Genomic DNA, 25,944 nt, shown 5'->3' on the forward strand with positions numbered 1-25,944 from the left:
AACATTATCATGTTATTGTCATTGCGTTATAATGCAGCGCACATTATTCCCTATTCTTATTGAGGTTATTGAAGTATGAGTCTTCCAGAATGTCCTAAATGTGGTTCTGAGTACGTTTACGAAGATCAGCCATTGTTGATCTGCCCTGAATGTGCCCACGAGTGGAATCCAAACGAAGAAGTCGTTGACGAAGATGCGATCATCCTGAAAGACTCAAACGGCAACCTACTAGCCGAAGGCGACAAAGTCACTTTAATCAAAGACCTGAAAGTAAAAGGCTCTTCACAGGTGCTTAAAGTTGGTACGAAAGCAACGATCAAACGCTTCGTTGATGGCGACCACGACATCGACTGTAAAGTGGACGGCGCTGGCGACATGATGCTGAAATCCCAGTTCGTTAAGAAAGCGTAATACAACGCTAATCGGACTTAAGAAGGCTCCTAGAAATAGGGGCCTTTTTTATGCCTGCTGTTTAAGTGCCCTAGCAAGCGGGTCAAAGGTCGTTTGAGTTGTTGTATACGTCAAATGACGTATACCTATAGTGTGTTTGGCGCATACCGCGTTGTCGTGATTTTTTGGATACTGAATGCACTGATTAAGACAAGCATGGCCGCAGAGCCGAGCACTCTTGATCGGACAATCCAACAAACATCACAAAGGACGACTCCAATCATGAAACTTAAGACGCTTGCTTCTGCCATTGCACTCTCTGGTGCAACGCTCATCGCGCTGCCTTCTATGGCGGCAGATACCATCAAAGTTGGTGTGTTGCATTCGCTGTCAGGCACCATGGCGATATCCGAAACGACGCTAAAAGATACCGTGCTGATGATGGTAGAAGAACAAAACAAAAAAGGCGGCCTACTGGGCAAAAAGCTTGAAGCCGTGGTGGTTGACCCTGCATCAAACTGGCCTTTATTTGCAGAGAAAGCCCGTGAGCTGATCACCGAAGAAGACGTGGATGTGATCTTTGGTGGCTGGACATCAGTGTCGCGAAAGTCAGTGCTACCGGTCATTGAAGAGTTAAATGGCTTGATGTTCTACCCAGTACAATACGAGGGAGAGGAGTCGTCTAAAAACGTTTTCTACACAGGCGCTGCGCCAAATCAGCAAGCGATCCCCGCGGTGAATTACTTAAAAGACGAGCTTGGGGTTGAACGTTGGGTGCTTGCGGGGACGGATTATGTTTACCCACGCACCACCAACAAAATCTTAGAAGCCTACCTTAAAGATATGGGTGTGGCGGAAGAAGACATCATGATCAACTACACGCCATTTGGCCATTCTGACTGGCAGTCGATCGTCTCTGACATTGCGAAGTTCGGTAGCGCAGGTAAGAAAACCGCTGTGGTATCAACGATCAATGGTGATGCCAACGTGCCCTTCTACAAAGAGCTAGGTAACCAAGGTATTTCTTCAGAAGACATCCCTGTTGTCGCCTTTTCTGTTGGTGAAGAAGAGTTGTCCGGTCTGGATACTGAACCATTGGTGGGTCATTTAGCCGCTTGGAACTACTTTCAAAGTGTTGAAACCGATGCCAACGAAGCGTTCATCACCAAATGGCAAGCGTTCACTAAGAACCCAGAGCGCGTAAGTAATGACCCAATGGAAGCAACCTATATTGGTTTTAACATGTGGGCCAATGCCGTTACCGAAGCTGGCACAACCGATGTCGATGAAGTTGAGCAAGCAATGATCGGTCAAGAGACACCAAACTTAACTGGCGGTATTGCCGTGATGAACAAGAACCACCATTTGAGTAAACCTGTCTTGATTGGCGAAATCCAAGACGATGGACAGTTCGAGACCGTATGGGAAACGGACGGTGTGGTCCCAGGTGATGCTTGGTCTGATTTCCTACCGGGTTCAAAAGATTTGATTGCCGATTGGACTGCTCCAATCAAGTGTGGCAATTACAACACGAAAACTAAATCGTGTTCTGGTCAGAACTACTAATTTAACCGCATCCCAGGGTTAAAGCTTGGCTCCCAGAGAAGATTCTGGGAGCCCTTTCCTCACGCCACTTCTGATCAATCCTGGAGAATTCTTGTGAAACTCTTTCTCTCACTCTGTCTCTTTTTATCCGCCTGTATGACGCCTGCGTTGGCGGCGAGTGCCGAGACAGATGCGTTGTTACAGCAACTGACGCAAACCAAATTATCGAAGATGCCGGCCATGGTGCAGCAGCTTGAAGCAACGGGGGATGAATCCCTATTACCTGTGTTTCGTGCGTGGCTTGCCGGAGATCTACATTACATCCGTGACGACAACACTCTAGTCGTTGAAGTCGACGTTAACGGTGTAGACACTTATCAAGACCCTTACACTCAAGCGACCATTGCGGGATTAACCAGCAAGCAGGTGCGCAAGATTAAAGTAAACAATAAGCTACGTGGATTACTCCGCGGCGTGATCGCTCGCATACAACTGACATCCCGCGATGCCGGTGTGCGTGAAAGTGCGGTGCGCGCATTGTTGGCAGACATTGACGGAGAGACGTTTGCAACCTTGGAGCGCATTTACCCGACTGAGCCGAACAGTGATGTAAGGTCAATGATGCAAACGGCGTTATCGATCTACACTGCACAAGATCAAAACAGCAGTCAAAGTGCGCGCCTAGCGGCCATTGACGTGTTAGGTGATAGCTTAGAAAACGATGTTCGTAATGTGCTGCTTTCTTTAGAACGCAGCGACAACCCTGTGCTCAGTAGCGCAGCGACGCAAGCATTAGTGAGTATTAATCGACAAGTAGAGCGTTATGCGTTGGTGGATCAGCTGTTCTTTGGCTTGAGCCTTGGCTCGGTGCTGTTGCTTGCGTCGATTGGGTTAGCAATTACTTTTGGTGTGATGGGCGTCATCAATATGGCCCATGGCGAAATGATCATGCTAGGCGCGTACACGACGTATGTGGTGCAGCTATTGATGCCAAATTACATCGACTACTCAATTTGGGTGGCGATTCCAGCCGCCTTTCTCGTTTCAGGATTAATGGGCGTAGTGATTGAACGTTTAGTCATTTGTCGTTTGCATGGGCGACCTTTGGAAACGCTGCTGGCGACCTTCGGTATCAGTCTGATTTTACAGCAGCTGGTACGTACCATCTTTTCACCGTTGAACCGTCAAGTATCCACACCGAGCTGGATGAGCGGCTCGTGGGAGATTAACCCTGTGTTATCTCTAACGCTAAACCGTTTATACATCTTGGCGTTTGCCTTGCTGGTCTTTTTCGCACTGGTGATGATTCTTAAGAAAAGCTCTCTAGGGCTGAATGTCCGAGCGGTGTCGCAAAACCGTAGTATGGCCAAAGCCATGGGTGTGAAAACCGAATGGGTGGATGCGATGACCTTTGGCTTAGGTTCCGGCATAGCTGGGATCGCAGGGGTAGCTTTATCACAGCTGACCAACGTCGGGCCAAACCTAGGCCAAGCTTACATTATTGACTCCTTCATGGTGGTGGTTTTCGGCGGTGTCGGTAACTTACTGGGTACCTTGGTGGCCGCATTTACCTTGGGCATTGCCAACAAATTCCTAGAGCCAACGACTGGGGCGGTACTGGCCGCCATTTTCGTCTTGGTCTTCATCATCCTCTTTATTCAGAAGCGTCCTAAAGGACTGTTCCCACAAAAAGGGAGGGCAGCAGAATGAGCAAACTAATCAATTGGTTTACCGAAGGACGCTCGTCAGGCAAATACACGCTGCCGTTTGTGATCCTGTTACTTGGCGTAACGGTGTTGGCGTCTGCCGCCAATCTGTTGTTGCCACAAGATTCCGCACTGTATGTCAGCACCTACAGCATCACCTTGTTAGGCAAGTATTTGTGTTACGCCATGTTGGCGTTGGCGGTGGACATCATTTGGGGCTACTGCGGCATTTTGAGTCTCGGGCATGGCGCATTCTTTGCGCTGGGTGGCTACGCCATGGGCATGTATTTAATGCGCCAAATAGGTGACCGCGGTGTCTATGGTCACCCAGAGTTACCGGACTTTATGGTGTTTTTAGACTGGCAAGAGCTGCCGTGGTTTTGGCTGGGCATGGATCAGTTTTGGTTTGCCATGGTTATGGCGGTGGTCGTGCCTGGGTTGCTGGCATTTGTGTTTGGTTGGTTGGCGTTTCGTTCCCGTGTGACGGGGGTGTATTTGTCGATCATGACACAGGCGCTGACCTATGCGTTATTGCTGGCTTTCTTCCGCAACGAAATGGGCTTTGGTGGCAACAATGGTTTAACTGACTTCAAAGAAATCCTTGGCTTTGATTTACAAGCTGACAGCACCCGTGTGTCGCTGTTTATTGCCACCGCTGTGATCTTGTCTCTGGTGTTACTGGCGAGCCAGCGAATCCTATCATCTCGTTTGGGTAAGGTGACGTTGGCGGTACGTGATGCCGAGCCGCGTACGCGCTTTATCGGCTACCGTACCGAGCGCTACAAAGTATGGTTATTTGTCTATTCCGCAGTGATTGCTGGGGTCGCTGGGGCGCTGTATGTGCCACAGGTCGGCATTATCAACCCAGGTGAATTTTCCCCAATTAACTCGATTGAGATTGTCATTTGGGTGGCCGTCGGCGGCCGCGGCACACTGATCGGCGCAATCATTGGAGCGTTGCTGGTGAACTATGCCAAGACGCGTTTTACCGCGATCATGCCAGATGGTTGGCTGTTCGCCTTGGGAGCACTGTTTGTCCTTGTGACGTTGTTCTTACCGAAAGGTTTGATGGGGCTTTACGGCCAGTTGCAATCGAAGCGTCGTCAAAGTGCTGAACAGGAGGTGCAATCATGAGTGCGTTAGAAAATTCATTGCAAGGTTTACGTGAGACGTTTCGTCGAGATCAAGTCTGGCCTTTTCTAATAGACAAGCAAAGTAAGGTCGACGTATCGAATCAAATGATTCTCTATGTTGAAGGCTTAAACCTAAGTTTTGACGGCTTTAAGGCGTTAAATGACCTGAACTTGTACGTAAATGACGGCGAGCTGCGCTGTTTAATTGGTGCCAATGGCGCTGGTAAAACCACTTTAATGGATGTAATTACCGGTAAATCTAAGCCTGATGCGGGCTCTGTGTACTTTGGCCAAACTCATAATTTGCTAACCAAGGATGAAGCCGACATTGCTCAGCTGGGCATCGGTCGAAAGTTCCAGAAGCCAACGGTATTTGAAGAGCAAACTGTGTTTGACAATTTAGAGCTGTCATTGAAAACCGACAAGCGTGTGATCCAAACCTTGTTTGCAAGGTTGTCGCCAAGCGAAATCGATCGCATTGACGAAGTGTTGGCCATCATTGGTCTAAAGAAACATCGTTTTATGAAAGCGGGTGCCTTATCCCATGGACAAAAACAGTGGTTAGAAATTGGCATGCTATTGGCAGCGGATCCACGTTTGTTGCTTATCGATGAGCCTGTTGCGGGTATGACGGCACAAGAGACGGAGCGCACAGCAGAGCTTCTGACCTCGTTAGCAGGAGAGCGCACCGTAATTGTCGTGGAACACGATATGGAATTTGTGCGCAGTATTGCGCGCACCGTAACGGTGCTTCATCAGGGGTCTGTGCTCGCTGAAGGAACCATGGACCAGATTCAGAATAATAAAGACGTGATCGAGGTGTACCTCGGCGAAGAAGCAGCGGAGGCGTAGCCATGATTTCCATTAACAAAGTCAGTCAATTTTACGGTGGTACACAGATCCTTTGGGATTTGGATTTAGACATCGTCCCCGGATCAATCACTTGCATTATGGGACGTAACGGTGTCGGCAAGACCACCTTGATGAAAACCATTATGGGGTTATTACCGATCAAAAGCGGTGAAATTCGAATGGGTGAAGACGCCTTGCACAAACAAAGTGCAGAACGTCGCGCCTACGCGGGCATCGGATATGTGCCACAAGGGCGCGATATCTTTCCAATGCTGACCGTTGAAGAAAACCTGCGTATTGGTTTACCGGTGCGTAAAAGCAAAGAGATTCCTGAAAAGATCTTTGAGTTATTTCCCGTATTAAAAGAGATGCTACACCGCCGTGGTGGTGACTTATCTGGTGGGCAACAGCAGCAATTGGCGATTGGACGCGCATTGGTTCTGGAGCCCAAAGTGCTGATTTTAGATGAGCCAAATGAAGGTATACAGCCGAACATCGTTAAGCAAATCGGTGATGTCATCCTAAAGCTCAATGCCGAAGAGGGTCTGACGGTGATCCTGATTGAGCAAAAGCTGGGCTTTGCGCGCCGCGTTGGCAAAGAATTTCGCCTAATGGAAAAGGGGCGGATTGTGGCAGCAGACAAGATGGAAAACCTTAACGACGACCTAATCAAGCAGTACTTAGCGGTATAAGCCGCTTTGGTCAGCTTAAGGAGCGGTATGAGCCAAGTCCTAGAAGCACACATTCCTCAACCAGGCGCCCCTATCAGTCAGTGGCAAGCGTATCTTACCCTTGGCTTTGCTAAGAGTAAGCGTGGCACCGTATTGAAAACCTGTGATCACAAAGGGCCTTTGTATGTGCAAAAGCCGTTTTATCCAGAGGGCAAAGACACCGCTCATATCTATCTTTTACACCCTCCAGGTGGATTGGTGTCTGGCGATGAATTGGTGATTAAGTCCAATCAGGCCTCTGATACTCATGTACTGATCACCACACCCGGAGCAGGGCGTGTGTACAAAGCCCGTCCTGATCGCACGTTGCAATGTCAAACGACCCATCTGCATGTACCAACAGATGCCAGCATGGAATGGTTACCTCAAGAAACCATTCTTTACCCTGATGCCAATACTCGTTTGCGTAATCACGTCGAATTGCACGGTAATGCGCGTTTTATCGGTTGGGAAATCACCTGCTTTGGCTTACCTGTGAATCGGCTGGATTTTGGTATGGGCCAAGCCGATCAAAGCTTTCAGGTGCGCATTGATGGCCGTCTTCGCTTACGTGAGCGTTTGCTGGTAGACGAACACAGTCGCACACTTATGGCAGGTAAAGCAGGGCTTCAAGGGCATCCTGTCAATGGTCTTATGCTAGCGGGTCCTTTTATCTCGGTAGCAGACGCCTTGCTTGAGACGCTGCGTGAGCAATGCCAAGTGAATGACAGCGTATCGGGGGTGACTTTAGTGGATGGCTTTATCGTGATTCGTAGCTTGAGCCACGACAGCGAAACAATGAAGCGTCTGTTTACACTTTGCTGGGAGGCTATAAGGCCAGCATTACTCGACAAGTCAGCCTGTGCTCCAAGAATTTGGGCAACCTAAGCACTACTGTCCACGGAATCAATTACGCGCTATCGCGACGAATAAAGGGTTTGAACGATGGAATTACTACCAAGAGAAAAGGATAAGCTGCTGGTGTTTACCGCAGCATTGTTAGCCGAGCGACGTTTGAATCGCGGCCTCAAGTTGAATTATCCCGAGGCCATGGCCTTTATCACCATGGAAATTATCGAAGGTGCCCGAGATGGCAAAACCGTCGCCGAGCTGATGGCGTTCGGTAAAACACTACTAAGCGCTGAACAGGTGATGGATGGTGTCGCTGACTTGATTCACGAAGTGCAAGTGGAAGCGACGTTCCCAGACGGTACCAAATTAGTGACCGTGCATAACCCGATTAACTAGCCGTGGAGGCCATATGATTCCAGGTGAAATTCAGGTCGCCGATGGGGTGATTACATTAAACGAAGACCGTAAAACGCTGACGTTACGTGTTGAAAATACCGGTGATCGCCCAGTACAGATTGGCTCTCATTACCACTTTTACGAAGTGAATCCTGCGCTGGTATTCGAGCGTGAGCAAGCTAAGGGTTATCGCTTAAACATCGCCTCGGGCACGGCGGTGCGTTTCGAACCAGGCCAAGGCCGCGAGGTGGAATTGGTAGAATACGCAGGCACGAAAACTATTTATGGATTCCGTGGTGACGTCATGGGCACCTTAACAGAGGGAGCAGAATAATGGCGGAGATGGACAGACAAAGCTATGCACAGATGTTCGGCCCGACCACAGGTGATCGCGTCCGTTTAGGCGATACAGATTTATGGATTCAGGTGGAAAAGGACTTTACGACCTATGGTGACGAGGTCAAATTTGGCGGTGGTAAAGTGATTCGCGATGGCATGGGGCAAAGCCAGCTCACCAATGAAGTGGCAGTGGATTTGGTGATTACCAATGCACTGGTGCTGGACCATTGGGGCATTGTCAAAGGCGATGTGGGCATCAAAGAAGGCCGCATTTTCAAAGTTGGCAAAGCGGGCAACCCTGATGTACAAGACAATGTTGATATCGTGGTGGGCCCCGGTACCGAAGTGATTGCAGGAGAAGGTTCTATTCTCACCGCAGGGGGCATCGATGCGCATATTCACTTTATTTGCCCACAGCAAATCGAAGAAGCGCTGACGTCTGGTGTAACGACTATGATCGGTGGCGGTACGGGTCCAGCGACGGGCACCAATGCGACCACATGTACGTCTGGCCCTTGGTACCTTGGCAAGATGTTGCAAGCAACGGACAGTATGCCAATGAACTTAGGTTTTTTAGGCAAAGGTAATGCCAGTTTGCCCGAAGCTCTGGAAGAGCAATTGGAAGCCGGTGCCTGTGGTTTGAAGCTGCATGAAGACTGGGGCACGACGCCAGCGTCGATTGATTGCTGCCTAACGGTGGCTGAAAAGTATGATGTACAGGTGGCGATTCATACCGATACCTTGAATGAGTCAGGCTTTGTCGACAGCACCTTGGATGCGTTTAAAGATCGTGTCATTCATACCTACCATACCGAAGGCGCTGGCGGAGGCCATGCGCCAGACATTATCCGTGCTGCCGGACTGACTAACGTCTTACCGTCGTCCACCAACCCGACTCGCCCGTACACTAATAATACCGTCGATGAGCATTTAGACATGCTGATGGTGTGCCATCATTTGGACAGCAACATTCCTGAAGACGTGGCGTTTGCCGATTCGCGTATTCGCAAAGAAACCATCGCTGCGGAAGACATCTTCCATGATCGTGGTGCGTTCTCGATGATTTCGTCGGATTCCCAAGCCATGGGGCGCGTGGGTGAAGTGGTCACGCGTACATGGCAAACGGCCCATAAAATGAAACAGCAATTTGGCCTACTTCCAGAAGACGCAGAGCTTGGGGCGGACAACTTCCGTGCCAAACGCTATATCGCTAAGTACACCATTAACCCTGCTATTGCTCATGGTATCAGCCATGAAGTGGGCTCGATTGAGTCGGGTAAATTGGCGGATTTGGTGTTGTGGAAACCGGCGTTTTTTGCGGTTAAACCGTCGCTGATTATCAAAGGCGGCATGATTGCCAGTGCGCCAATGGGGGATCCGAACGCGTCTATCCCAACGCCTCAGCCAGTACATTACCGACCGATGTTCGGTTCGTTTGGCAAAGCCAGCGCGGCGACCTCTGTAACCTTTGTCTCGCAAGCCGCATTAGGCAACGATCTCAAACAAAATCTGGGTTTGGAGCGTACCTTAGTCGCCTGTAAAAACACCCGAACTATTGGCAAGTCCGACATGGTTCACAATGCTTGGATGCCGAATATTACTGTCGATCCGCAAACCTATGAGGTGCGTGCAGACGGCGAATTATTAACCTGTGAGCCAGCGGAAAGCTTGCCACTGTCGCAGCTTTATAACTTGTTTTAATGCGCGACGCTGATCGGATTAGGAGTCGTCCTATGTTAGATATTTACACTCGCCTCGGTACCCATTGTCACGATGAGGTGTACACCACTGTCATATTAACCCATGAGCAACGGGAGCGCGGACGCTTGAAGTTGACCGGTGAAAATGGTGAAGACATTCGCGTGTTTTTAGACCGCGGTAAACCGCTACTAGTGGGCGAATACCTACGCGCCGAATGTGGTAAAACGATCCAGATTGTTGGTGCTGTTGAAGACATTGCCCATGCTAGCTGTGAGGATTGGGCGAACTTCGCGAAAGCGTGTTACCACCTTGGCAATCGCCACACCAAAGTCGAAGTCGGAGAGCGGTGGTTACGCATCAAGCCCGATCATGTACTGGAAGAAATGCTGCACTTATTAGGGTTAGTCGTGAGTCACGAACAAGGTGTGTTTAATCCAGAGTCGGGGGCGTATAGCCATGGACATCACCACCACTGATCATGGCCTGTTGCGCTTATTGCAACTCAGTAGCGTGAGCCTGCCCGTGGGGGGGTATGCGTTTTCTCAAGGTATGGAGTACGCCATTGATCGTGGCTGGGTGACTAAGCAAGCACATGTCTTAGATTGGACTCAGTTGCAACTACTTCAATCGTTGGCTCGAGTGGATTTACCTGTATTGCGTCTGGCGATGGCAGCTTGGGCGGAACGTGATGAAGCCCGTCTTGTTGAACTTAATGATCTAGTGCTGGCATGTCGAGAGACGAAAGAGTTACGCCTCAACGATACGGCAATGGGTGAAGCCTTAGCACGTTTGCTGCGTAGCTTAGAGATTGAGACGCCGTTTGTGCGTTTGGAAGACATTAGTTTTGTGGTGTTGTTCGCCATTGCTGCGACTCATTGGCAAATTGAATTTGATACCGCCGCATTAGGGTTTTCGTGGTCTTGGCTGGAAAACCAGATCGCCGCAGCGACCAAATTAGTGCCGCTTGGACAAACTCAAGCACAGTTATTGCTCGGTGAATTACAACCTGTGTTATCGGATGCCATTACCTTGGCGAAAACGCTTGAAGAAGACGATGTTGGCGCGGGCTTGCCTGCAGTCGCCATCGCCAGTTGTTTACACGAAACACAATACTCGCGGCTCTTTAGATCTTAGTCGGTCTAAGCCGTGTGACATTTTTGAAGAGGAACGAAATATGAGTAAACCAAAGCAAACATTACGCGTTGGTGTCGGTGGACCGGTTGGTTCAGGTAAAACTGCACTGTTACGTTCTTTGTGCTCGGCCATGCGCGAGCATTACAACATAGCCGTGGTGACCAATGATATCTATACCCAGGAAGACGCCAAGTTTTTGACTCGTCATGAAGCACTGGAGGCGGATCGCATTATTGGTGTTGAGACTGGCGGTTGTCCTCATACAGCGATTCGTGAGGATGCTTCGATGAACCTTGCGGCAATTGATCAGTTGTTGGAACGTCACGGCGAGTTGGATGTGGTGTTTGTGGAGTCGGGAGGAGACAACCTCAGTGCGACGTTTAGTCCGGAGTTATCAGACTTCACGATCTATGTCATCGATGTCTCTGCTGGGGATAAAATTCCGCGCAAAGGTGGCCCAGGGATTACTAAGTCGGACCTGTTGATTATTAACAAGATTGACCTAGCGCCGCTCGTGGGAGCTTCCCTTGAAGTCATGGACGAAGATGCAAAAGCACAGCGTGGCGAGCGTCCGTTTGTGTTTTCAAATTTAAAAGCGGCACAGGGATTAGACGAGATCATTCAGCTGATCGTGTCTGAAGGTATGTTGGAAGCAAAAGAAATCCCACCTGCTAAAGCCGTGGTGTAATGCTAAATCGATGTGTTAAGGGGAATAAAATGCAGTCTGTAATAAAGAAAATTGTACTCGTAAGCGCGTTAGCGGTCAGTTCAAGCGCAGTACTTGCGCATTCAGGTCATGAGCACACGTCGAGCTTTATGTCTGGTTTTAGTCATCCGCTGGGTGGGTTAGATCACTTATTGGCGATGGTGGCAGTAGGACTCTGGGCCGCTAGTTTAGGTGGTCGTGCATTATATGCTGTACCGGTCGCATTTGTGGCTATGATGTTACTAGGGGGTGGCGCGGCAATGGCTGGGTTGAGTGTGCCGTTTGTTGAGCAAGGTATCGTGCTGTCTGTCATCGTACTCGGTACTTTAGTGCTGGGGGCGAAGCGCTTGCCTGTTGTAGCATGCGCGGCCATTGCAGGAGGCTTTGCAATGTTTCATGGCGTGGCGCACGGTATGGAAATGCCGCTGAATGCATCAGGTGCGCAATACGCGCTTGGTTTTGCGCTGGCGACGGCTTTATTGCATGCCGCGGGCGTTGGCTTTGGTCAATGGATGGCGCGTATCGGAACACCGCTGGTGACACGTGTGGGCGGTTCTGTCATCGCACTGATGGGAATGCTGCTGGCATTGGCCTAGTGAATAATTCGAGTCCGAAAGGGATGAGTAAATCCAGTCAGCGCTGAGCGTGAAAAACGTTCAGCGTTTTGCTGGTTTGAGGTGATATGGCAGCTGCACAAAAGATATTCAAAGTACGACGGCACTATAACAAGTGGGTCGCTGACCAAACGCTAGAAGACTACGCGCTGCGTTATACCGCTAAGCAAGGTCATTCCATGAGCATTGAGCGCGTCGGGCATACTGCGCTGGGTGCGGCTGCGTTTTTGGCATTGGAAGGCTTGGCTGCCGTGATCACACTCAGCTACGGCTTCACGAATGCGGTGGCGGCGATTTTAACGGTGCTGGCAGTGTTCTTTATCACGGGTTTCCCGATCGCTTACTATTCGGCTAAGCATGGCTTAGACATTGATTTGCTGACTCGTGGTGCCGGCTTTGGTTATCTTGGCTCAACGATTACGTCGCTTATTTATGCCACCTTCACCTTTATCTTTTTTGCGATTGAAGCGGCGATTTTAGCCTCGGCGTTGGAGGTACTGCTTGGCATTCCTTTGCCCATTGGCTATGCGTTGTCTGCGTTGTTTGTTATCCCCATCGTGACGCATGGAATCCGCGCGATCAGTCGCTTTCAAAATGGCACTCAATGGATTTGGCTGGTTTTGCAAGTCGCGGCCATTGGTGTGGTGGTGACGCAAGAGTATCAGAGCTTCTACGGCTGGTCCGATTTTGTGCCGAGCCACTTACCCCAAGATACGGGCTTTGATTGGGTGCTGTTTGGAGCGGCAGCGTCGGTGTTGTTTGCCTTGATGGCGCAGATCGGCGAACAAGTGGACTATTTGCGATTTTTTCCTACAAAAACTAAACAAAATCGTCGACGTTGGTGGTTTTGGCTGATTCTTGCTGGCCCCGGTTGGGTGTTTATAGGGGCGGTGAAAATGTTGCTCGGATCGTTCCTCGCGTATTTGGCGATATCCGATGGGGCAACCGCTTTGCAAGCCACCGATCCCACGTATCTGTACCAACGTATCTTTTTATTTTTAACCACATCGCCTACCACGGCATTGATACTTGCGGCGGTATTTGTGTTTATTTGTCAGATGAAAATTAATCTGACAAATGCTTACGCAGGTTCGATTGCGTGGTCAAACTTCTTTTCCCGATTGACACATTCGCACCCAGGGCGAGTCGTATGGCTGGTCTTCAATGTCACTATTGCATTGCTGCTTATGGAGCTTGGGATTTACCAAGCGCTGGGGGCGATTTTAAGTGTGTTCGCCATCAGTGCCGTGAGTTGGCTGTCGAGCTTATCCGCGGATTTGTTGATTAATAAACCGCTGGGCTTAAGCCCCGATTATGTCGAATTTAAACGGGCTCATTTGTACGACATTAACCCTGTCGGTACTGGGTCTATGTTGATTGCTACCAGCTTGGGCTTACTCAGTTATTTAGGTCTATTTGGTGAGGTGGCGAAAAGTTTGTCGCACTTTATTTCGATTGGGGCCTGTTTTGTATGTGTCCCCTTGCTTGCATGGCTCACGAAGGGGAAATACTACATCGCGCGCCAAAGCCCTGAGCTACTGCCGTTGATTGATTTAGCGAAGCAGGAGAACCCTAATCATGTTGTTACGTTAACTTGCGGTATCTGTGAAAACGAATTTGAAAGTGAAGATATGAGCTTTTGTTCAGCGTATCAGCAGCCTATTTGTTCGTTGTGTTGTTCGCTGGATGTAAGGTGTCTCGACAGCTGTAAACCACAAGCAAGCATTGCTCAACAGAGCGATTATTTTCTTAAACTGTTTTTGCCAAAGCGCTTGGTACGAGCGATCAGTTCACGCTTGGGTCGCTTTGCTTCGATGCTGGTGGTAATCAACGTTATCAATGCGGCATTAATGATGCTGATTTATCGACAGATGGCACCTGAAACAGTCAATGAGTCAACGTTGCTGCAGGAAGCAATGTTTGCGCTGTTCTTTACCTTATTGATCGTGTCGGGTGTGTTGTCATGGTTATTTTTGTTGGCACATGAAAGCCGAGTCGTCGCTCAGAAAGAGTCGAATCGTCAGACTCGTAAACTGACACGAGAAATCGAAGCCCACAAGGAGACGGACCTGGCATTACAGGGGGCGAAAGAGCAGGCAGAGCATGCAAATGAAGCGAAAAGTCGTTATCTTAGCGGTATTAGTCATGAATTACGTACCCCTTTACAGTCTATTATTGGCTACGCTCAGTTGTTATCAGAAAAAGAAAATACGCCCTCAGGCCATCAAAATGGCTTAGATATCATTCATCGAAGTGGCTTGTATTTGGCTGATTTGATTGAAGGTCTACTGGATATTTCTAAAATTGAAGCAGGGCGGTTTGATCTGTATCGCAATACGGTGGATTTGCCGAAACTGATTGATCAGCTCAATAGCATGTTCGTGATGCAAGCGCGTGCTAAAGGTATCTCGTTCCAGACTAAGATACTGGCTCCATTGCCCAACCACGTGGTAACCGATGAAAAACGCTTGCGGCAAATATTGATCAATTTACTGTCTAATGCGGTGAAATACACGCCAAAAGGCTCTGTTATGTTCGTTGTGAACTATCGAAATCAAGTGGCAGAGTTTGTTATCCGTGATACGGGTTTGGGTATTAAGGAAGAGCATCTTGAGCGGATCTTTGATCCATTTGAACGAGTGCGTGATGTGACGACGGCTAACCTGCCGGGTACAGGATTAGGATTGACGATCGTGAAGCTTCTCGCTGAACTAATGGGTGGGGATCTGCAAGCTCAGTCTACGATAGGGCAAGGCAGTGAGTTTAAAGTGAGTTTAATGTTGCCTTGGATCTCTCAAGGTGATGAGCTTACTCATACATCACGCAAAATAGTGAGTTATCGTGGTTTTCAACGTACGGTGATGATTGTCGATGATGACCCTGTTGTGCGCGGATTATTTTCCGACATCTTGTCACCCATAGGTTTTAATGTGATTGAAGCGGCTGACGCCCAAGCGTGTTTAGCCGAGCTGAATGCGTGCTCTCCTGATTTGTTCATTTTAGATGTTTCGATGCCCGGAATGGATGGGTTAACGCTCGCGAAAACACTACGTGAGCAAAATTACAGTGTACCTATAGTGATGCTATCGGCTGACGCCCAAGAAAGTCAGCGCCACCCCGATGAGCAAAGTGCTTTCAACCAATACATCGTGAAACCCGTGAAAAACAGTGCTCTATTTGATGCCATTCAACACTGGCTTGTGTTGGAATGGGTGTATCAAGAGATAGACGGTGAAGCGCAACACTCGGCTTCGCCTGTTTCGGAGGTTTCGTTGCTAGATGATAGCGATGGAGGAACTGAGATAGGGTACTTACCTCAGATTCCGGATCACGAAAGTATTCGTGAGTTAATGGCATTTGCGCAAATGGGCTATAAAAAAGGTGTACGTGGTGTACTTGACCAATTGAGCGACAGCGATGTTTTAGCGCCGGAGCATCGAATGCAATTGGAAGCGCTATACCAAAGTTTCCAGTTCGATGGTATTGAACAATACCTGCAACAACACTCTTCTGATTCGGGTAGCGGACATGATGAATTCCACCAATAAACGCGACATTGTGCTGGTTGTTGATGACTCACCGGATGCCCTGAGCTTAATTCATGACACCCTTGAAGCCGCTGATATGGATGTGCTGGTCGCCCTCGAAGGTCGGCAAGCGTTAACCATCGCGAAGCGTATGCGTCCTGACATCATTTTATTGGATGCGATCATGCCTCACATGGATGGCTTTGAAGCGTGCCAGGCTTTGAAAAATGATCCTAGTCTTTCGAGTATCCCTGTCATCTTTATGACGGGTCTAAGTGAAACTGATGACATAGTGCGCGGACTAGAAGCAGGCGGTGTGGACTATTTGACCAAGCCGATTCAGCCAAATGAACTGATTGCCCGTATGCGCGTGCATTTATCGAATGCTCGGCTGAGCAACAATGCTCAATTTGCGCTGGATAGTATGGGGCAATATTTACTGACCTTCAGTGAGTTGGGAGGGGTGGCTTGGGCAACACCGCAAGCGTATGCCTTAATGGCGCGAGCACGATTGACCCCTTTATGGCAGATTGAGCAGCTTGCACCGCAAGTTTGTGAATGGTTGAGGCATCATCCTGAAGAAGGCAACCGCTTGATCTTAAAAGGGTTAGACTACCCTTTGGCGTTGAAGTTTATTGGTCACACGGAGCAGAAAGAAGCGTTGGTGAAGTTGGAAGATGGAAACTTGCCAACAGGCCCAGAGCGGTTAAAGATGGAATTAGCATTGACTGAGCGCGAGTCCCATGTGCTCTACTGGATTGCCAATGGTAAAACTAACCGCGAAGTGGCAGAGATTCTAGAAATGAGTCCACGAACCGTGAATAAACATTTGGAACAAATTTTCCCTAAGTTGGGCGTTGAGAATCGCACCGCAGCCGCCGGCGTCGCGTTACGAATAATGGCTGCAGCAGAGTAGCATAATACTGACATCCCAGTTTAGGGAAAAAAGCGTAGTACAACGCTGATCGAACTTAAGAAGGCTCCTAGCAACAGGACCTTTTTTATTTGCAGTACTCCGAATGCCTCGCTACATTCAATATCCTACTTATCTATCGAAAAGGACGTGCGGTAATGCAAATCGTTAATGTAGAAGAATTTACGGTATCCGGTGTGCAAGTACGCACGAAAAATGCGGATGAGATGAACGCTGACAGCGTTAAAATAGGGGGGCTTTGGCAGAAGTTTGGCTCGAGCATTGCTCCTAAATTAACATCAGACTCAATCGTCTACGGTGTATATTGCCATTATGAATCGGACGCCAATGGGGAGTTTGATGTACTTGCGGGCAGTAATGTGCTGTCTGAGGCAAACGACTTGGAAAGCGTGGTAGTTGAAGCGGGTGAGTACATGGTGTTTTCGCAAAAGGGCGAGATGCCACAGTCGGTGATTAATGCGTGGGTAGAAATTTGGCAGTATTTTTCAGAGCTACCAGAGCGTGAACGCGCGTACACCACTGACTTTGAGTGCTACAAAAGCGATGATGAGGTCGAGGTGTATATCGCTATTAAATAGGACGAGTTTAAGTCGTTAAAGGCTGCTCGATGAGCTCTGTTAGAAAATCTGCTACACAACGTACCCGTTTACTATGACGTATATCGTTGTGCAACACTAGATAGATGGGTTGTGATAGTTCCGGCAGAGCTTTTACACAGCGAACCGCTTCATCTGTGGTGATGAGGTCTGGTAGTACGGCGATGCCTAAACCCGCTTTACAGGCGGCTAGCTGTGTTGCGACAGAGGTGGTGGTCAATGTCGGTGTTTTGCCGTCAAGCGCTTGGTTTAGCCACACCGCTGCCGGTAGATCTTGGTAGTGACTATCCCAGCCAATGGCAGCTTCTGGTGTGAGTTCGATGGTTGGACCTTCCAGTGCTTGATAAAGCCCATAGCTTAATGTTCCCACTCGACGAAACGACACATGACCTTGTGTGGGCTTAGTCATGCGCAAGGCGATATCCGCGTCATGCCGATGTAAATTCGCGGTACGGATATCGGTTACGATTTCAATGTTCAAGTCTGGATGCCGTTGTTTTAACTGAGCAAGGTTTGGCAATATTAGCTTAGTCGCGAGGTTCTCAGCGGTGGCTAAGCGAACAGTGCCGGAAAGCTGAGTATCAAATGTTTGCTTAGAAAAGCCAAGCATAGCCGCTTCCATTTGTTCGGCACTGGCGACCAAAGCAATGCCTTCTTCGGTAAGTTGATAACCCATTTGTGAGCGGAAGAACAACGCTACGCCGAGGCCTTTTTCAAAGCGTTCAATACGACGCGAGAGTGTGGCGATGCCAATGCCGAGTTGTTGTGCGGCGGCAGTTAACGTGCCTGCTCGAGCAAGCGCTAAAAAGACCCGTGAATCGTCCCAATTTAATGTCATATCCATTTTCCAATATTGAAAAGCTGTCTTGTTTTATTAGCTAAATATTCTGATTTTGAGAAATGTCATGCTACGCCTACAAACTGCAAAGAAACAGAGGTGGGCTATGAATTCTGAACGATACAAGCTGGGCTGGCAGAAGTTAGCGCAAATTGATGGCGAGCAAGGGGAGAAAGTGATTCAAGCGATGGAGGACATTGCGCCGGATTTTGCACGCCTTCTGATCGAATTTCCGTTTGGCGATATCTACAGCCGTGAGGCGTTGGATCTGAAGTCTCGCGAGATCGCTACCATCGCTGCATTGGCCGCCACGGGCAATGCAGCGCCACAGCTAAAAGTTCATATCCATGGCGCTCTGAATGTCGGTTGCTCGCCCCAAGAAATCATCGAAGTGATGATGCAAATGGCGGTGTATGCGGGGTTTCCCGCAGCGCTCAATGGCTTGTTTGCCGTTCAAAATGTCTTGCAAGAGCGAGGCATAAGTCCAGACTCGGCACCGTTGCCTAGCAAACAGTCGTTATCGACTCTAGCTGGCAGCTACTTCGCCACAGCTGAACTTGAAATTACCGACACGAACCGTATTGAAGAGACAAGAACTGCGATACATGAGTTATGTCGTCAAACACGTAATGAATTAGGTTGCTACCTGTTTGAAGTGCATGAATGCACGGAGGAGCCGACTAAGTTAATGCTGTGGGAATGCTTTGCCACCGAAGCAGATTTTCATAAACATCACGCCATGCCGTACACACAAGCTTACATGGAACGAGGGTTAACCGAAGTCGTTCGACTCCACCATAGTCATTTGATGAGTTAATTTATTCGTTTGTAGTACGCGAGGGAGTCACGAATATCTTGCTCTGCTTCCTTGCGAACAAAAACTCGGTAAGTCATTACTCTTCTATAAGTTGCTTTTTAAGTAAGTGCTATTCAGAGTCGATATCCATAACGCTAAACCCAGTTTGAATGTATGTATCAGTATACGATATTGAACTTGAGCTGGTGAATTATTCGCCAGCTTCATTCCTCGGCAACCGCACTGAGATCAACGCGGTGAAAGCTATAAACCCTGCTGAGACCCAGAGACACACCGCGAGGCCATAGTCTTGGTATAGCCAGCCGGAGAGTAGGGTGCCGATGAGGCGGCCCATGGCGTTGGCCATGTAGTAAAAGCCGACGTCGAGGGAGACGCCGTCTTTGCCAGCGTAGCTGACGATCAAGTAGCTGTGTAGCGAGGAGTTGATAGCAAAAACGGCACCGAAGGCGAGTAAGCCTGCGATGACGGCGAATTCAATTTGCCACTCAAAGGTCAGCGCTAAGGCAATCGCCGCAGGGATCACACCAAGTGCCAGAGCCCAGCTAAGGGCTTGGCGGCCATCGGGGGCTTTGCCAGAAGCCTTGCCCGTAAAGCGTGGCGCAAAGCCTTGGACGATACCGTAGGCAATGATCCAAAGTGCTAAGAAACCACCTACGTACCAGTGGTCCCAGCCAAACGTGCTGGCAAGGAAAACCGGTAGCGCTACCACGAACCATACATCGCGCGCGCCGAATAAGAATAGGCGCGCGGCAGAAAGATAGTTAACGGCGGGACTTTTAGAGAAAATGTCGCCAAATTTTGGTTTATTCTTCGCTTTTCCAAGATCTTTCTTAAGTGAAAATAGGCTTGCCATCCACACCAAGGTGAGTGCAACGGCCATGCCTAGGATCGCGCCTTGAAAACCAAACAGACTCAGTAACGCACCTCCTAAGAAAAAGCCCACGCCTTTTAGCGCGTTTTTAGAACCGGTTAACAATGCGACCCATTTGTACAATTGGCCTTGAGCATCGCTTGGGACTAACAGCTTAATCGAGCTTTTCGCGCTCATTTTGTTCAGGTCTTTGGCGATTCCCGATAATGCCTGCGCGCCCATGACCCAAGGGACGGTTAAGAAACTTGCGGGCACCAGCAGCATACTCAACGCAACAATCTGCAAAAACAGTCCAATATTCATGGTGCGGTTTAAGCCAAGACGAGCCCCGAGCCAGCCACCCACTAAGTTCGTTATGACACCAAAGATCTCGTAAAACAAAAACAACATGGCGATTTCGAGTGGGCTGTAGCCCAACCCGTAGAAATACAGCACCACCAACATGCGCAGCGCGCCGTCGGTAAGCGTAAACGCCCAGTAATTCCCTGTGACCACCATATATTGGCGGATCGCTGGCGAAAGATTAGCTAATGCAGTCATTGCTAGAAGGCTCCGAGAAAGCTCCTCCCCCTGCTTCCTCTTTGCTAAGGGGGAGGCATGGAGGGGGTTAATTAGTTCTTAGTAATGCATTTTTTCATTTACTCAAGCGGCTTAACCCCACCCTAACCCTCCCCTTAAAAAAAACAAGGGGAGGGAACTTGAAACACCTCAGTAACAGCTCCTTGCTCTTACCTTAAATATGGAGAGGGAGCTTGAAGCATTGCATTGCTGAATGTCTCGTGCCTCCCCCTTTCTAAGGGGGAGGCTGGGAGGGGGTTAAGCAACCGCAGGCCTGTTAATTTTGATCCATTCGACCAACCATGCGCATTAGCTCTGCGGTCCGGTTGGCGTAGCCCCATTCGTTGTCGTACCAAGCATACAGCTTCACTTGTGTCTGATTGATGACCATCGTAGACAATGCATCGATCACGCTAGAGCGTGGGTCGGTTTTGTAATCCACCGACACCAATGGACGCTCTTCGTAGCCTAAAATGTCTTTCAGCTCGCCTTCAGCTGCGTCTTTGAGGAAGCCGTTTACTTCCGCTTCCGTCGTAGGACGGCTGACTTCAAACACACAGTCCGTCAAAGAGGCGTTGGCTAAGGGAACACGTACTGCATGGCCGTTCAGCTTGCCTTTCAGCTCAGGAAAGATATGCGTGATTGCGGTTGCTGAGCCTGTGGTCGTTGGAATTAAGCTGGAGCCACAGGCGCGGGCGCGACGCAGGTCTTTGTGTGGTGCGTCCAAGATGGTTTGGGTGTTGGTGATGTCATGAATCGTAGTCATAGAGCCGTGTTGGATGCCCAGCTTTTCATGAATCACTTTGACGACTGGCGCAAGGCAGTTAGTGGTACACGATGCGGCGGTGACAATTGGGTGTGTCGCAGGGTCGTATAGGTCATGATTCACGCCCATAACCACGTTGAGCACACTTTCTTCTTTGACAGGGGCTGTCACCACGACGCGCTTCACGCCTTGGTCCAAGTAGGCTTGCAAGAGCGCTTTGGTTTTCATCACACCGCTGGCTTCGATGACCACATCACAATCAGACCAGTCGGTGTCGCCGATGGTTTTGTTCTGAGTGCAAGGGATACGTTGACCATTGATGATCATATCGTCGCCATCGACAGTAGCTTCATGCTGCCAACGGCCGTGAACCGAGTCGAACGTGATTAGATGTGCCAGTGTCGCTGCATCGCCTGCTGGGTCATTGATCTGTACGAATTCAATGTCATCCCAGTCGAATGCCGCACGAAAAGACAGTCGCCCCATGCGACCAAAACCATTAATACCTACTTTGATAGTCATAGTGTTCTCGATCTACTCTTTAATAATGATGTGTTCTGTACAGCGATGGGTGAATTACACCGCTAGCCATTCTTTTACTTGATCTGTATGTGGAATAGAGCCTGAGTGTTTCAGTTGCTTGTCAATCACCACGGCCGGTGTGCTCATAACACCGTACTGTAAGAAAGTTTGTGCATCGGTTTCTTTACTAACGTTCACCTCAACACCTTGTTCAGAGGCAATGCGTTCAATCAGTTCTGCTGTTTTTTGACACTTCGTACAACCACTGCCTAACACTTTGATTTGTTTCATTTATGCACCTCACAAAAATGCTGAAAATCCATTAAATAGCCACCCGATAAGGGTGAATGACAGAAGCAACATAGCAAACACCGTCGCGAGCAAACGCCACTGCATCACTTGCTTCAATAGAATAAACTCTGGGAAACTGGCCGCTACAGTACTCATACAAAATGCCAGCGTTGTACCAATAGGCAAACCATTCACGATCAGGCTTTCCATGACTGGAATTACGCCGGTCGCGTTGGAATACAGCGGAATACCTAACAGAACGGCGGCTGGGACGGACCACCATTGACCGTCGCCCAAGTAATGCTCGATCCAACCATCAGGTACAAAGCCATGTAAGGCCGCACCCAAGCCCACCCCGATGATCACCCATTTCCAAACACGGCCGAAAATTTCCAGCGTTTCGTCTTTGGCAAAGCGATGACGCTCAGTAAGAGACAACTTTTCTGTTTCTTGAGAGGTTTGTAATGGTGCGTTTTGCCCAGCTTCTAGCGCTTTTTTAGCAAACGACTGCAACCAGCGCTCCGCTTTAATGGCATCCAGAAATGCCCCGCCGATAATGCCCACTGTCATACCAACGACGACGTATAAAAGCGTGAACTTCCAGCCCAATAGACTCATTAGCAGCAGAATGGCGACTTCGTTGATTAGTGGGGACGTCAACAAAAAAGACATGGTGATACCAACGGGAATGCCTGCCGAGGTAAAACCAAGAAATACTGGAATACTAGAACATGAGCAAAACGGAGTGATGGCTCCAAAGCCAGAGCCCAATATGTAACCAACACCTTTATGTTTCCCTGCTAAGTAATTACGTACTTGCTCGACGTTTAGGGAGGCGCGGAGCAGTGCGATGAAATAAATCATCACGACGAGCAAAACGTAGATCTTGCTGACATCTTCAATAAAGAAATGCACTGCGTCACCGAACTTTGAGTCCGGTGATAAACTCAGCAGATCGTAAGCCAACCAATCGGCGAATTGTGTGAATACTTCAAACATGGGGCATCCCCTTTTGGGCTAACCGACTATGAGAGTGAAGCCTTACTATGCACAGCAGGTCTTTGCGCGTTCTGGGCGGCTTCCCATGTGATCCAATCGCGCGAGATCTGCTGCGCAGTGCTCAAGGTTTTCTGCCGCAGTAACATGAAGGACTAACTTGCTCCAAGCTGGAAGCTCCTCGTTAATACTGTAGAACACCCATTGACCTTGGCGACGATCAGTGAGTAAGCCGCAATTGCGTAATTGAGCTAGATGACGAGATACCTTTGGCTGACTTTCTTGCAGTGCTTCCATCAGTTCACAGACACACAGCTCGCCTTCGAGCTGAATCAACATAAGGCAGCGTAGTCGAGTCTCGTCGGCTAAGCACTTATAAAACTGTGTTGGGTTGATCTCGATCTCAACAACATCCCCTGACATGACGTATATCCTGCTATTTGTTATATATATGGTTATCCGTATATTTTATTTTTAAGATATATGAAATTTCAGATATTTGGAAGTGCTATTTTTCAGGGTAGTTAAGAGTGAACTCTTGAATTAATTGGCGAACCCAGCGACGTAATGGATCGGCATGGGTACGTTCGTGCCAAACTTGGGTCAGGCGAACGCTGGGAATGGAGACAGGGGGAGTGTAAACCCGTAAATCTGGATGGTTTCGTTGCGCGGTTATAGCCACACTTTCAAAGCAGCTGGTGATGATTTGAGGGTTTTCGTTAATGATGTGCGCGGGTGCCAGATGACTCGAAACCCCTGCGACGACATTACGCTTTTTACCTAACTTTTCTAGTTCGAGGTCCATGTCGCTGATTAAATCTCCGGATACAGAGATGACCAGATGCTCACACTTGAGATAAGCGTCTAGGTTTAGCGTGTCAGTGATAAAGGGGTTGTCTTTGGAAGCTAGAACCAAATAATGGCGTTCGCCGATTAACTGCTGACGCATAGTATCGGGCAAATCGTTATAAAAACCTGCAATGGCAAGGTCACATTGTCCATTTTCAAGCTCTGCACGGGGCAACTCCCCGCGGGTATTACGGATAACAAAGCGCACATTAGGGGCTTGCTCGCGCATGATTTTTAAGAGATATGCCAATGAACACATTTCAAAATAATCATGGGTATAGATCACAATCTTATCGTTGCGTTGGCGAAAGTCTGGTTCAATTTGCGTGGCATAGAACGCTTCTAAATTGGGCATTAATTCGTTCACTTCTTTCGCCAACTCATGTGCTTTAGGGGTGGGGGTCAAGCCTCTTGGCGCCTTAATAAACAGAGGATCACGCCACTCGTCCCTTAGCTTGTTGAGTTTGTGACTTAACGCGGGCTGGCTGATGGACAACAGTTTGGCGGCGCGAGACGCGTTACGCTCTTGGTACAGCACATGAAACAGCAGTAATAAGTTTAAATCGCGACGAAAGATATTCATGACTCAGCCTTTAAAGCGAACAACACGAGCAAAGGCCCGTGTTGTAGGGGGTTGAGTTAAACCTTACTACGTTAGTAGCGTGCTAACCAATAGGCATAAGGCGCCGGTAATACAGAAGACGCTTGTTCTTCCTGTAAAGCTTTCGCTAGTTGGTAGGTGTAGCGCGGGTTAGCAAGATAAGCACGGCCGATCAGTACTTGATCCAGTTGTCCCTCTACCAGGGCACGTTCGGCGTTTTGTGGTTGATCAAACCCCCACGCAGAGGAAACCGGTAGACCTGTTTCATGACGAACGCGTTCAGCCACGTTGGCGAGCATAGACGGTCCCCAAGGGATTTTGACGTCGGGAGTTGAAAAGCCTACGCTGACACTCAATAGATCGAGCCCATTGTCTTTTAGTTGTTGAACTAACCATAGGGATTCTTGCAGTGTTTCTTCGTCATGATTATCGTATTCCAAGACACCAAAGCGTGCGGTTAATGGCAGCTCTTGTGGCCAAATAGCGCGAACCGCTTTAAATGTGTCCAATATAAACTTACTGCGACCTTCTTTGTCTCCGCCATACTCATCCGTACGCTGGTTTGCATCGCGATTAAAAAAAGACTGAGCCAAGTAGCCGTGGGCAAAGTGCAGCTCGAGCCACTCAAAGCCTGCGTCTAAGGCGCGTTGTGCTGCGGCGACAAAATCTTGTGTGACTCGCTCGATGTCTGCATGGGTCATTTCTTTAGGTGTTTTTGGTAAGTTGGCACCAAAGGCCACTGCCGACGGCGCAATCGTGTCCCAGCCTCGTGGATCATCTTCAGCAAGATGATCATCACCATCCCATGGGCGGTTTGCGCTGGCTTTGCGACCTGCATGTGCGATTTGAAGACCTGGTACGCTGCCATTTGCTTTAATGGACTGGGCGATTTTAGCTAATTTGTAAGCTTGTTCTTCATTCCAAAGACCAAGGCAGTTGGGTGAAATGCGGCCTTCGGGTGAGACGGCTGTAGCTTCAACGACAACTAAGCCTGCGCCGCCGCGAGCAAGCTCAGCATAGTGCTGCTGATGCCAATCATTGGCAATGCCGTCTTGATCTGCACTGTATTGGCACATTGGCGGGATACCAATACGATTTTTTAGGGTAATGTTCTTTAGTTGAAATGGTGTGAATAACTGAGCCATGGTGCGCTCCTCTTGTAATGGAGATAGCTGGCGAACGTAGGTTAGCCAGCGAGTATGTGGCACCTATGATAGGGTGTTCTTGTTATTCATAAATTGATGTTTTTGGATAACAGTCATTTAAAATTCGAATATCGTTAGATGTAAATAAAGGTCAATGTTATGCAAACTTGGATTATTTTATTCGTGGCCATTCTTTCTGAAGTGATTGCTACCTCCGCCTTAAAAGCCAGCGAGGGGTTCACTAAGTTGGGGCCAAGTGTGCTAGTTGTGGTGGGGTATGTGTTGGCGTTTTACTTTTTGTCGCTAACACTGAAAGTGATGTCAGTTGGCATTGCATATGCCATCTGGGCAGGGCTTGGCATTGTTCTAACAGCGATCATTGGATGGTTAATATTCGGCCAGAAGCTCGATGCAGCGGCTCTTGTAGGGATGGGCCTGATACTATTGGGAGTAATTGTGATTAATTTGTTTTCAAACGCAAGTGGGCATTAATTCGTCGCAAACAGGATAGTGATTTGACCGACCTCAGCGTAATTTGCCCTAAGTCAATTTGGC

General features: G+C 48.8%; 27 protein-coding genes. 19 read left to right on the forward strand and 8 right to left on the reverse strand.

Going from position 1 to position 25,944, the window contains the following annotated elements; genetic code table 11:
* Nucleotides 1-75 precede the first annotated feature (75 nt).
* From AYW75_RS00730 to AYW75_RS00810, 17 genes are all read left to right on the forward strand, one after another.
* Nucleotides 76-411, forward strand: a complete 336-nt coding sequence (locus tag AYW75_RS00730) for a zinc ribbon domain-containing protein YjdM (RefSeq protein WP_067035089.1) — start codon at nucleotides 76-78, stop codon at nucleotides 409-411.
* A 261-nt stretch (nucleotides 412-672) separates the two neighbouring features.
* A complete protein-coding gene (urtA, locus tag AYW75_RS00735) occupies nucleotides 673-1,956 on the forward strand; it encodes an urea ABC transporter substrate-binding protein (protein ID WP_067035086.1) in 1,284 nt (427 codons plus the stop codon).
* A 135-nt stretch (nucleotides 1,957-2,091) separates the two neighbouring features.
* On the forward strand, nucleotides 2,092-3,645 hold the full coding sequence (gene urtB / locus AYW75_RS00740) for an urea ABC transporter permease subunit UrtB (protein WP_067093996.1): 1,554 nt from the start codon (nucleotides 2,092-2,094) through the stop codon (nucleotides 3,643-3,645).
* A complete protein-coding gene (gene urtC, locus AYW75_RS00745; protein ID WP_067035081.1) occupies nucleotides 3,642-4,775 on the forward strand; it encodes an urea ABC transporter permease subunit UrtC in 1,134 nt (377 codons plus the stop codon). The genes urtB and urtC overlap by 4 nt, the downstream gene beginning before the upstream one ends.
* Nucleotides 4,772-5,626 carry an urea ABC transporter ATP-binding protein UrtD gene (gene urtD, locus AYW75_RS00750; RefSeq protein ID WP_067035078.1) on the forward strand — a complete coding sequence of 285 codons (855 nt, stop codon included), beginning with the start codon at nucleotides 4,772-4,774 and terminating at the stop codon, nucleotides 5,624-5,626. The genes urtC and urtD overlap by 4 nt, the downstream gene beginning before the upstream one ends.
* Nucleotides 5,627-5,628: 2 nt before the next feature.
* The gene (urtE, locus tag AYW75_RS00755) at nucleotides 5,629-6,318 is read left to right on the forward strand and encodes an urea ABC transporter ATP-binding subunit UrtE (RefSeq protein WP_067093999.1); all 690 of its coding nucleotides are present in this window, start codon (nucleotides 5,629-5,631) and stop codon (nucleotides 6,316-6,318) included.
* Nucleotides 6,319-6,345: 27 nt separating this feature from the next.
* Nucleotides 6,346-7,224, forward strand: a complete 879-nt coding sequence (locus AYW75_RS00760; RefSeq protein ID WP_067094001.1) for an urease accessory protein UreD — start codon at nucleotides 6,346-6,348, stop codon at nucleotides 7,222-7,224.
* 57 nt (nucleotides 7,225-7,281) lie between these two features.
* Entirely contained in the window at nucleotides 7,282-7,584 is a 303-nt protein-coding gene (locus AYW75_RS00765; protein ID WP_067035070.1) for an urease subunit gamma, read from the forward strand.
* Between the two features lie 13 nt (nucleotides 7,585-7,597).
* Nucleotides 7,598-7,918, forward strand: coding sequence for an urease subunit beta (locus AYW75_RS00770; protein ID WP_067094004.1), 321 nt, complete (start codon nucleotides 7,598-7,600; stop codon nucleotides 7,916-7,918).
* Nucleotides 7,918-9,624 carry an urease subunit alpha gene (gene ureC / locus AYW75_RS00775; protein WP_067094007.1) on the forward strand — a complete coding sequence of 569 codons (1,707 nt, stop codon included), beginning with the start codon at nucleotides 7,918-7,920 and terminating at the stop codon, nucleotides 9,622-9,624. The genes AYW75_RS00770 and ureC overlap by 1 nt, the downstream gene beginning before the upstream one ends.
* 32 nt (nucleotides 9,625-9,656) lie before the next feature.
* Complete coding sequence (ureE, locus tag AYW75_RS00780; protein WP_067035061.1) at nucleotides 9,657-10,100, forward strand: urease accessory protein UreE; 444 nt, start codon at nucleotides 9,657-9,659, stop codon at nucleotides 10,098-10,100.
* Entirely contained in the window at nucleotides 10,081-10,758 is a 678-nt protein-coding gene (locus tag AYW75_RS00785) for an urease accessory protein UreF (protein WP_067094010.1), read from the forward strand. The genes ureE and AYW75_RS00785 overlap by 20 nt, the downstream gene beginning before the upstream one ends.
* Before the next feature lie 40 nt (nucleotides 10,759-10,798).
* Complete coding sequence (ureG, locus tag AYW75_RS00790; protein WP_067035055.1) at nucleotides 10,799-11,446, forward strand: urease accessory protein UreG; 648 nt, start codon at nucleotides 10,799-10,801, stop codon at nucleotides 11,444-11,446.
* Nucleotides 11,447-11,475: 29 nt separating this feature from the next.
* Nucleotides 11,476-12,060, forward strand: a complete 585-nt coding sequence (locus AYW75_RS00795) for a HupE/UreJ family protein (protein WP_067035053.1) — start codon at nucleotides 11,476-11,478, stop codon at nucleotides 12,058-12,060.
* Nucleotides 12,061-12,146: 86 nt separating this feature from the next.
* Nucleotides 12,147-15,626 (forward strand): hybrid sensor histidine kinase/response regulator, encoded by a 3,480-nt coding sequence (locus tag AYW75_RS00800; RefSeq protein WP_067094013.1) that lies wholly within the window; start codon nucleotides 12,147-12,149, stop codon nucleotides 15,624-15,626.
* Nucleotides 15,607-16,521 (forward strand): response regulator transcription factor, encoded by a 915-nt coding sequence (locus tag AYW75_RS00805; RefSeq protein WP_067094016.1) that lies wholly within the window; start codon nucleotides 15,607-15,609, stop codon nucleotides 16,519-16,521. Before AYW75_RS00800 ends, AYW75_RS00805 begins: the two co-directional genes overlap by 20 nt.
* A gap of 155 nt (nucleotides 16,522-16,676) precedes the next feature.
* Nucleotides 16,677-17,117, forward strand: a complete 441-nt coding sequence (locus AYW75_RS00810; RefSeq protein ID WP_067094018.1) for a GyrI-like domain-containing protein — start codon at nucleotides 16,677-16,679, stop codon at nucleotides 17,115-17,117.
* A 7-nt stretch (nucleotides 17,118-17,124) separates the two neighbouring features.
* On the opposite strand, the gene AYW75_RS00815 is transcribed toward AYW75_RS00810, so the two are convergent.
* The gene (locus AYW75_RS00815) at nucleotides 17,125-17,973 is read right to left on the reverse strand and encodes a LysR family transcriptional regulator (RefSeq protein ID WP_082856327.1); all 849 of its coding nucleotides are present in this window, start codon (nucleotides 17,971-17,973) and stop codon (nucleotides 17,125-17,127) included.
* Between the two features lie 106 nt (nucleotides 17,974-18,079).
* On the opposite strand from AYW75_RS00815, the gene AYW75_RS19190 reads away from it, so the two are divergent.
* Nucleotides 18,080-18,790 carry a carboxymuconolactone decarboxylase family protein gene (locus AYW75_RS19190; protein ID WP_197478871.1) on the forward strand — a complete coding sequence of 237 codons (711 nt, stop codon included), beginning with the start codon at nucleotides 18,080-18,082 and terminating at the stop codon, nucleotides 18,788-18,790.
* Nucleotides 18,791-18,980: 190 nt separating this feature from the next.
* Here the strand turns inward: AYW75_RS19190 and arsJ are convergent, their stop codons facing one another.
* From arsJ to AYW75_RS00855, 7 genes are all read right to left on the reverse strand, one after another.
* On the reverse strand, nucleotides 18,981-20,201 hold the full coding sequence (gene arsJ / locus AYW75_RS00825; RefSeq protein ID WP_067094024.1) for an organoarsenical effux MFS transporter ArsJ: 1,221 nt from the start codon (nucleotides 20,199-20,201) through the stop codon (nucleotides 18,981-18,983).
* A 295-nt stretch (nucleotides 20,202-20,496) separates the two neighbouring features.
* Nucleotides 20,497-21,507 carry an ArsJ-associated glyceraldehyde-3-phosphate dehydrogenase gene (locus tag AYW75_RS00830; protein WP_067094026.1) on the reverse strand — a complete coding sequence of 337 codons (1,011 nt, stop codon included), beginning with the start codon at nucleotides 21,505-21,507 and terminating at the stop codon, nucleotides 20,497-20,499.
* A 54-nt stretch (nucleotides 21,508-21,561) separates the two neighbouring features.
* The gene (locus AYW75_RS00835; protein ID WP_067094029.1) at nucleotides 21,562-21,798 is read right to left on the reverse strand and encodes a thioredoxin family protein; all 237 of its coding nucleotides are present in this window, start codon (nucleotides 21,796-21,798) and stop codon (nucleotides 21,562-21,564) included.
* A 9-nt stretch (nucleotides 21,799-21,807) separates the two neighbouring features.
* On the reverse strand, nucleotides 21,808-22,797 hold the full coding sequence (locus AYW75_RS00840) for a permease (protein WP_067094031.1): 990 nt from the start codon (nucleotides 22,795-22,797) through the stop codon (nucleotides 21,808-21,810).
* Nucleotides 22,798-22,842: 45 nt separating this feature from the next.
* Entirely contained in the window at nucleotides 22,843-23,217 is a 375-nt protein-coding gene (locus tag AYW75_RS00845) for a metalloregulator ArsR/SmtB family transcription factor (protein WP_067094034.1), read from the reverse strand.
* An 85-nt stretch (nucleotides 23,218-23,302) separates the two neighbouring features.
* On the reverse strand, nucleotides 23,303-24,226 hold the full coding sequence (locus AYW75_RS00850; protein WP_067094038.1) for a LysR family transcriptional regulator: 924 nt from the start codon (nucleotides 24,224-24,226) through the stop codon (nucleotides 23,303-23,305).
* 71 nt (nucleotides 24,227-24,297) lie between these two features.
* Nucleotides 24,298-25,389, reverse strand: coding sequence for an NADH:flavin oxidoreductase/NADH oxidase (locus AYW75_RS00855; protein WP_067094041.1), 1,092 nt, complete (start codon nucleotides 25,387-25,389; stop codon nucleotides 24,298-24,300).
* Between the two features lie 159 nt (nucleotides 25,390-25,548).
* Here AYW75_RS00855 and AYW75_RS00860 point away from each other — a divergent pair, with 159 nt between their 5' ends.
* Nucleotides 25,549-25,881 (forward strand): DMT family transporter, encoded by a 333-nt coding sequence (locus AYW75_RS00860; RefSeq protein WP_067094044.1) that lies wholly within the window; start codon nucleotides 25,549-25,551, stop codon nucleotides 25,879-25,881.
* Nucleotides 25,882-25,944 lie beyond the last annotated feature (63 nt).

It is taken from the genome of Marinomonas atlantica (assembly GCF_001639725.1).
In the GTDB taxonomy this organism is placed as follows: Bacteria; Pseudomonadota; Gammaproteobacteria; order Pseudomonadales; family Marinomonadaceae; genus Marinomonas; species Marinomonas atlantica.

Coding starts and splice junctions, on each gene's coding strand:
- AYW75_RS00730 (WP_067035089.1), top strand. CDS start 76: ATGAGTCTTCCAGAATGTCCTAAATGTGGTTCTGAGTACGTTTACGAA.
- urtA (WP_067035086.1), top strand. CDS start 673: ATGAAACTTAAGACGCTTGCTTCTGCCATTGCACTCTCTGGTGCAACG.
- urtB (WP_067093996.1), top strand. CDS start 2,092: ATGACGCCTGCGTTGGCGGCGAGTGCCGAGACAGATGCGTTGTTACAG.
- urtC (WP_067035081.1), top strand. CDS start 3,642: ATGAGCAAACTAATCAATTGGTTTACCGAAGGACGCTCGTCAGGCAAA.
- urtD (WP_067035078.1), top strand. CDS start 4,772: ATGAGTGCGTTAGAAAATTCATTGCAAGGTTTACGTGAGACGTTTCGT.
- urtE (WP_067093999.1), top strand. CDS start 5,629: ATGATTTCCATTAACAAAGTCAGTCAATTTTACGGTGGTACACAGATC.
- AYW75_RS00760 (WP_067094001.1), top strand. CDS start 6,346: ATGAGCCAAGTCCTAGAAGCACACATTCCTCAACCAGGCGCCCCTATC.
- AYW75_RS00765 (WP_067035070.1), top strand. CDS start 7,282: ATGGAATTACTACCAAGAGAAAAGGATAAGCTGCTGGTGTTTACCGCA.
- AYW75_RS00770 (WP_067094004.1), top strand. CDS start 7,598: ATGATTCCAGGTGAAATTCAGGTCGCCGATGGGGTGATTACATTAAAC.
- ureC (WP_067094007.1), top strand. CDS start 7,918: ATGGCGGAGATGGACAGACAAAGCTATGCACAGATGTTCGGCCCGACC.
- ureE (WP_067035061.1), top strand. CDS start 9,657: ATGTTAGATATTTACACTCGCCTCGGTACCCATTGTCACGATGAGGTG.
- AYW75_RS00785 (WP_067094010.1), top strand. CDS start 10,081: ATGGACATCACCACCACTGATCATGGCCTGTTGCGCTTATTGCAACTC.
- ureG (WP_067035055.1), top strand. CDS start 10,799: ATGAGTAAACCAAAGCAAACATTACGCGTTGGTGTCGGTGGACCGGTT.
- AYW75_RS00795 (WP_067035053.1), top strand. CDS start 11,476: ATGCAGTCTGTAATAAAGAAAATTGTACTCGTAAGCGCGTTAGCGGTC.
- AYW75_RS00800 (WP_067094013.1), top strand. CDS start 12,147: ATGGCAGCTGCACAAAAGATATTCAAAGTACGACGGCACTATAACAAG.
- AYW75_RS00805 (WP_067094016.1), top strand. CDS start 15,607: ATGATGAATTCCACCAATAAACGCGACATTGTGCTGGTTGTTGATGAC.
- AYW75_RS00810 (WP_067094018.1), top strand. CDS start 16,677: ATGCAAATCGTTAATGTAGAAGAATTTACGGTATCCGGTGTGCAAGTA.
- AYW75_RS00815 (WP_082856327.1), bottom strand. CDS start 17,973: ATGACATTAAATTGGGACGATTCACGGGTCTTTTTAGCGCTTGCTCGA.
- AYW75_RS19190 (WP_197478871.1), top strand. CDS start 18,080: ATGAATTCTGAACGATACAAGCTGGGCTGGCAGAAGTTAGCGCAAATT.
- arsJ (WP_067094024.1), bottom strand. CDS start 20,201: ATGACTGCATTAGCTAATCTTTCGCCAGCGATCCGCCAATATATGGTG.
- AYW75_RS00830 (WP_067094026.1), bottom strand. CDS start 21,507: ATGACTATCAAAGTAGGTATTAATGGTTTTGGTCGCATGGGGCGACTG.
- AYW75_RS00835 (WP_067094029.1), bottom strand. CDS start 21,798: ATGAAACAAATCAAAGTGTTAGGCAGTGGTTGTACGAAGTGTCAAAAA.
- AYW75_RS00840 (WP_067094031.1), bottom strand. CDS start 22,797: ATGTTTGAAGTATTCACACAATTCGCCGATTGGTTGGCTTACGATCTG.
- AYW75_RS00845 (WP_067094034.1), bottom strand. CDS start 23,217: ATGTCAGGGGATGTTGTTGAGATCGAGATCAACCCAACACAGTTTTAT.
- AYW75_RS00850 (WP_067094038.1), bottom strand. CDS start 24,226: ATGAATATCTTTCGTCGCGATTTAAACTTATTACTGCTGTTTCATGTG.
- AYW75_RS00855 (WP_067094041.1), bottom strand. CDS start 25,389: ATGGCTCAGTTATTCACACCATTTCAACTAAAGAACATTACCCTAAAA.
- AYW75_RS00860 (WP_067094044.1), top strand. CDS start 25,549: ATGCAAACTTGGATTATTTTATTCGTGGCCATTCTTTCTGAAGTGATT.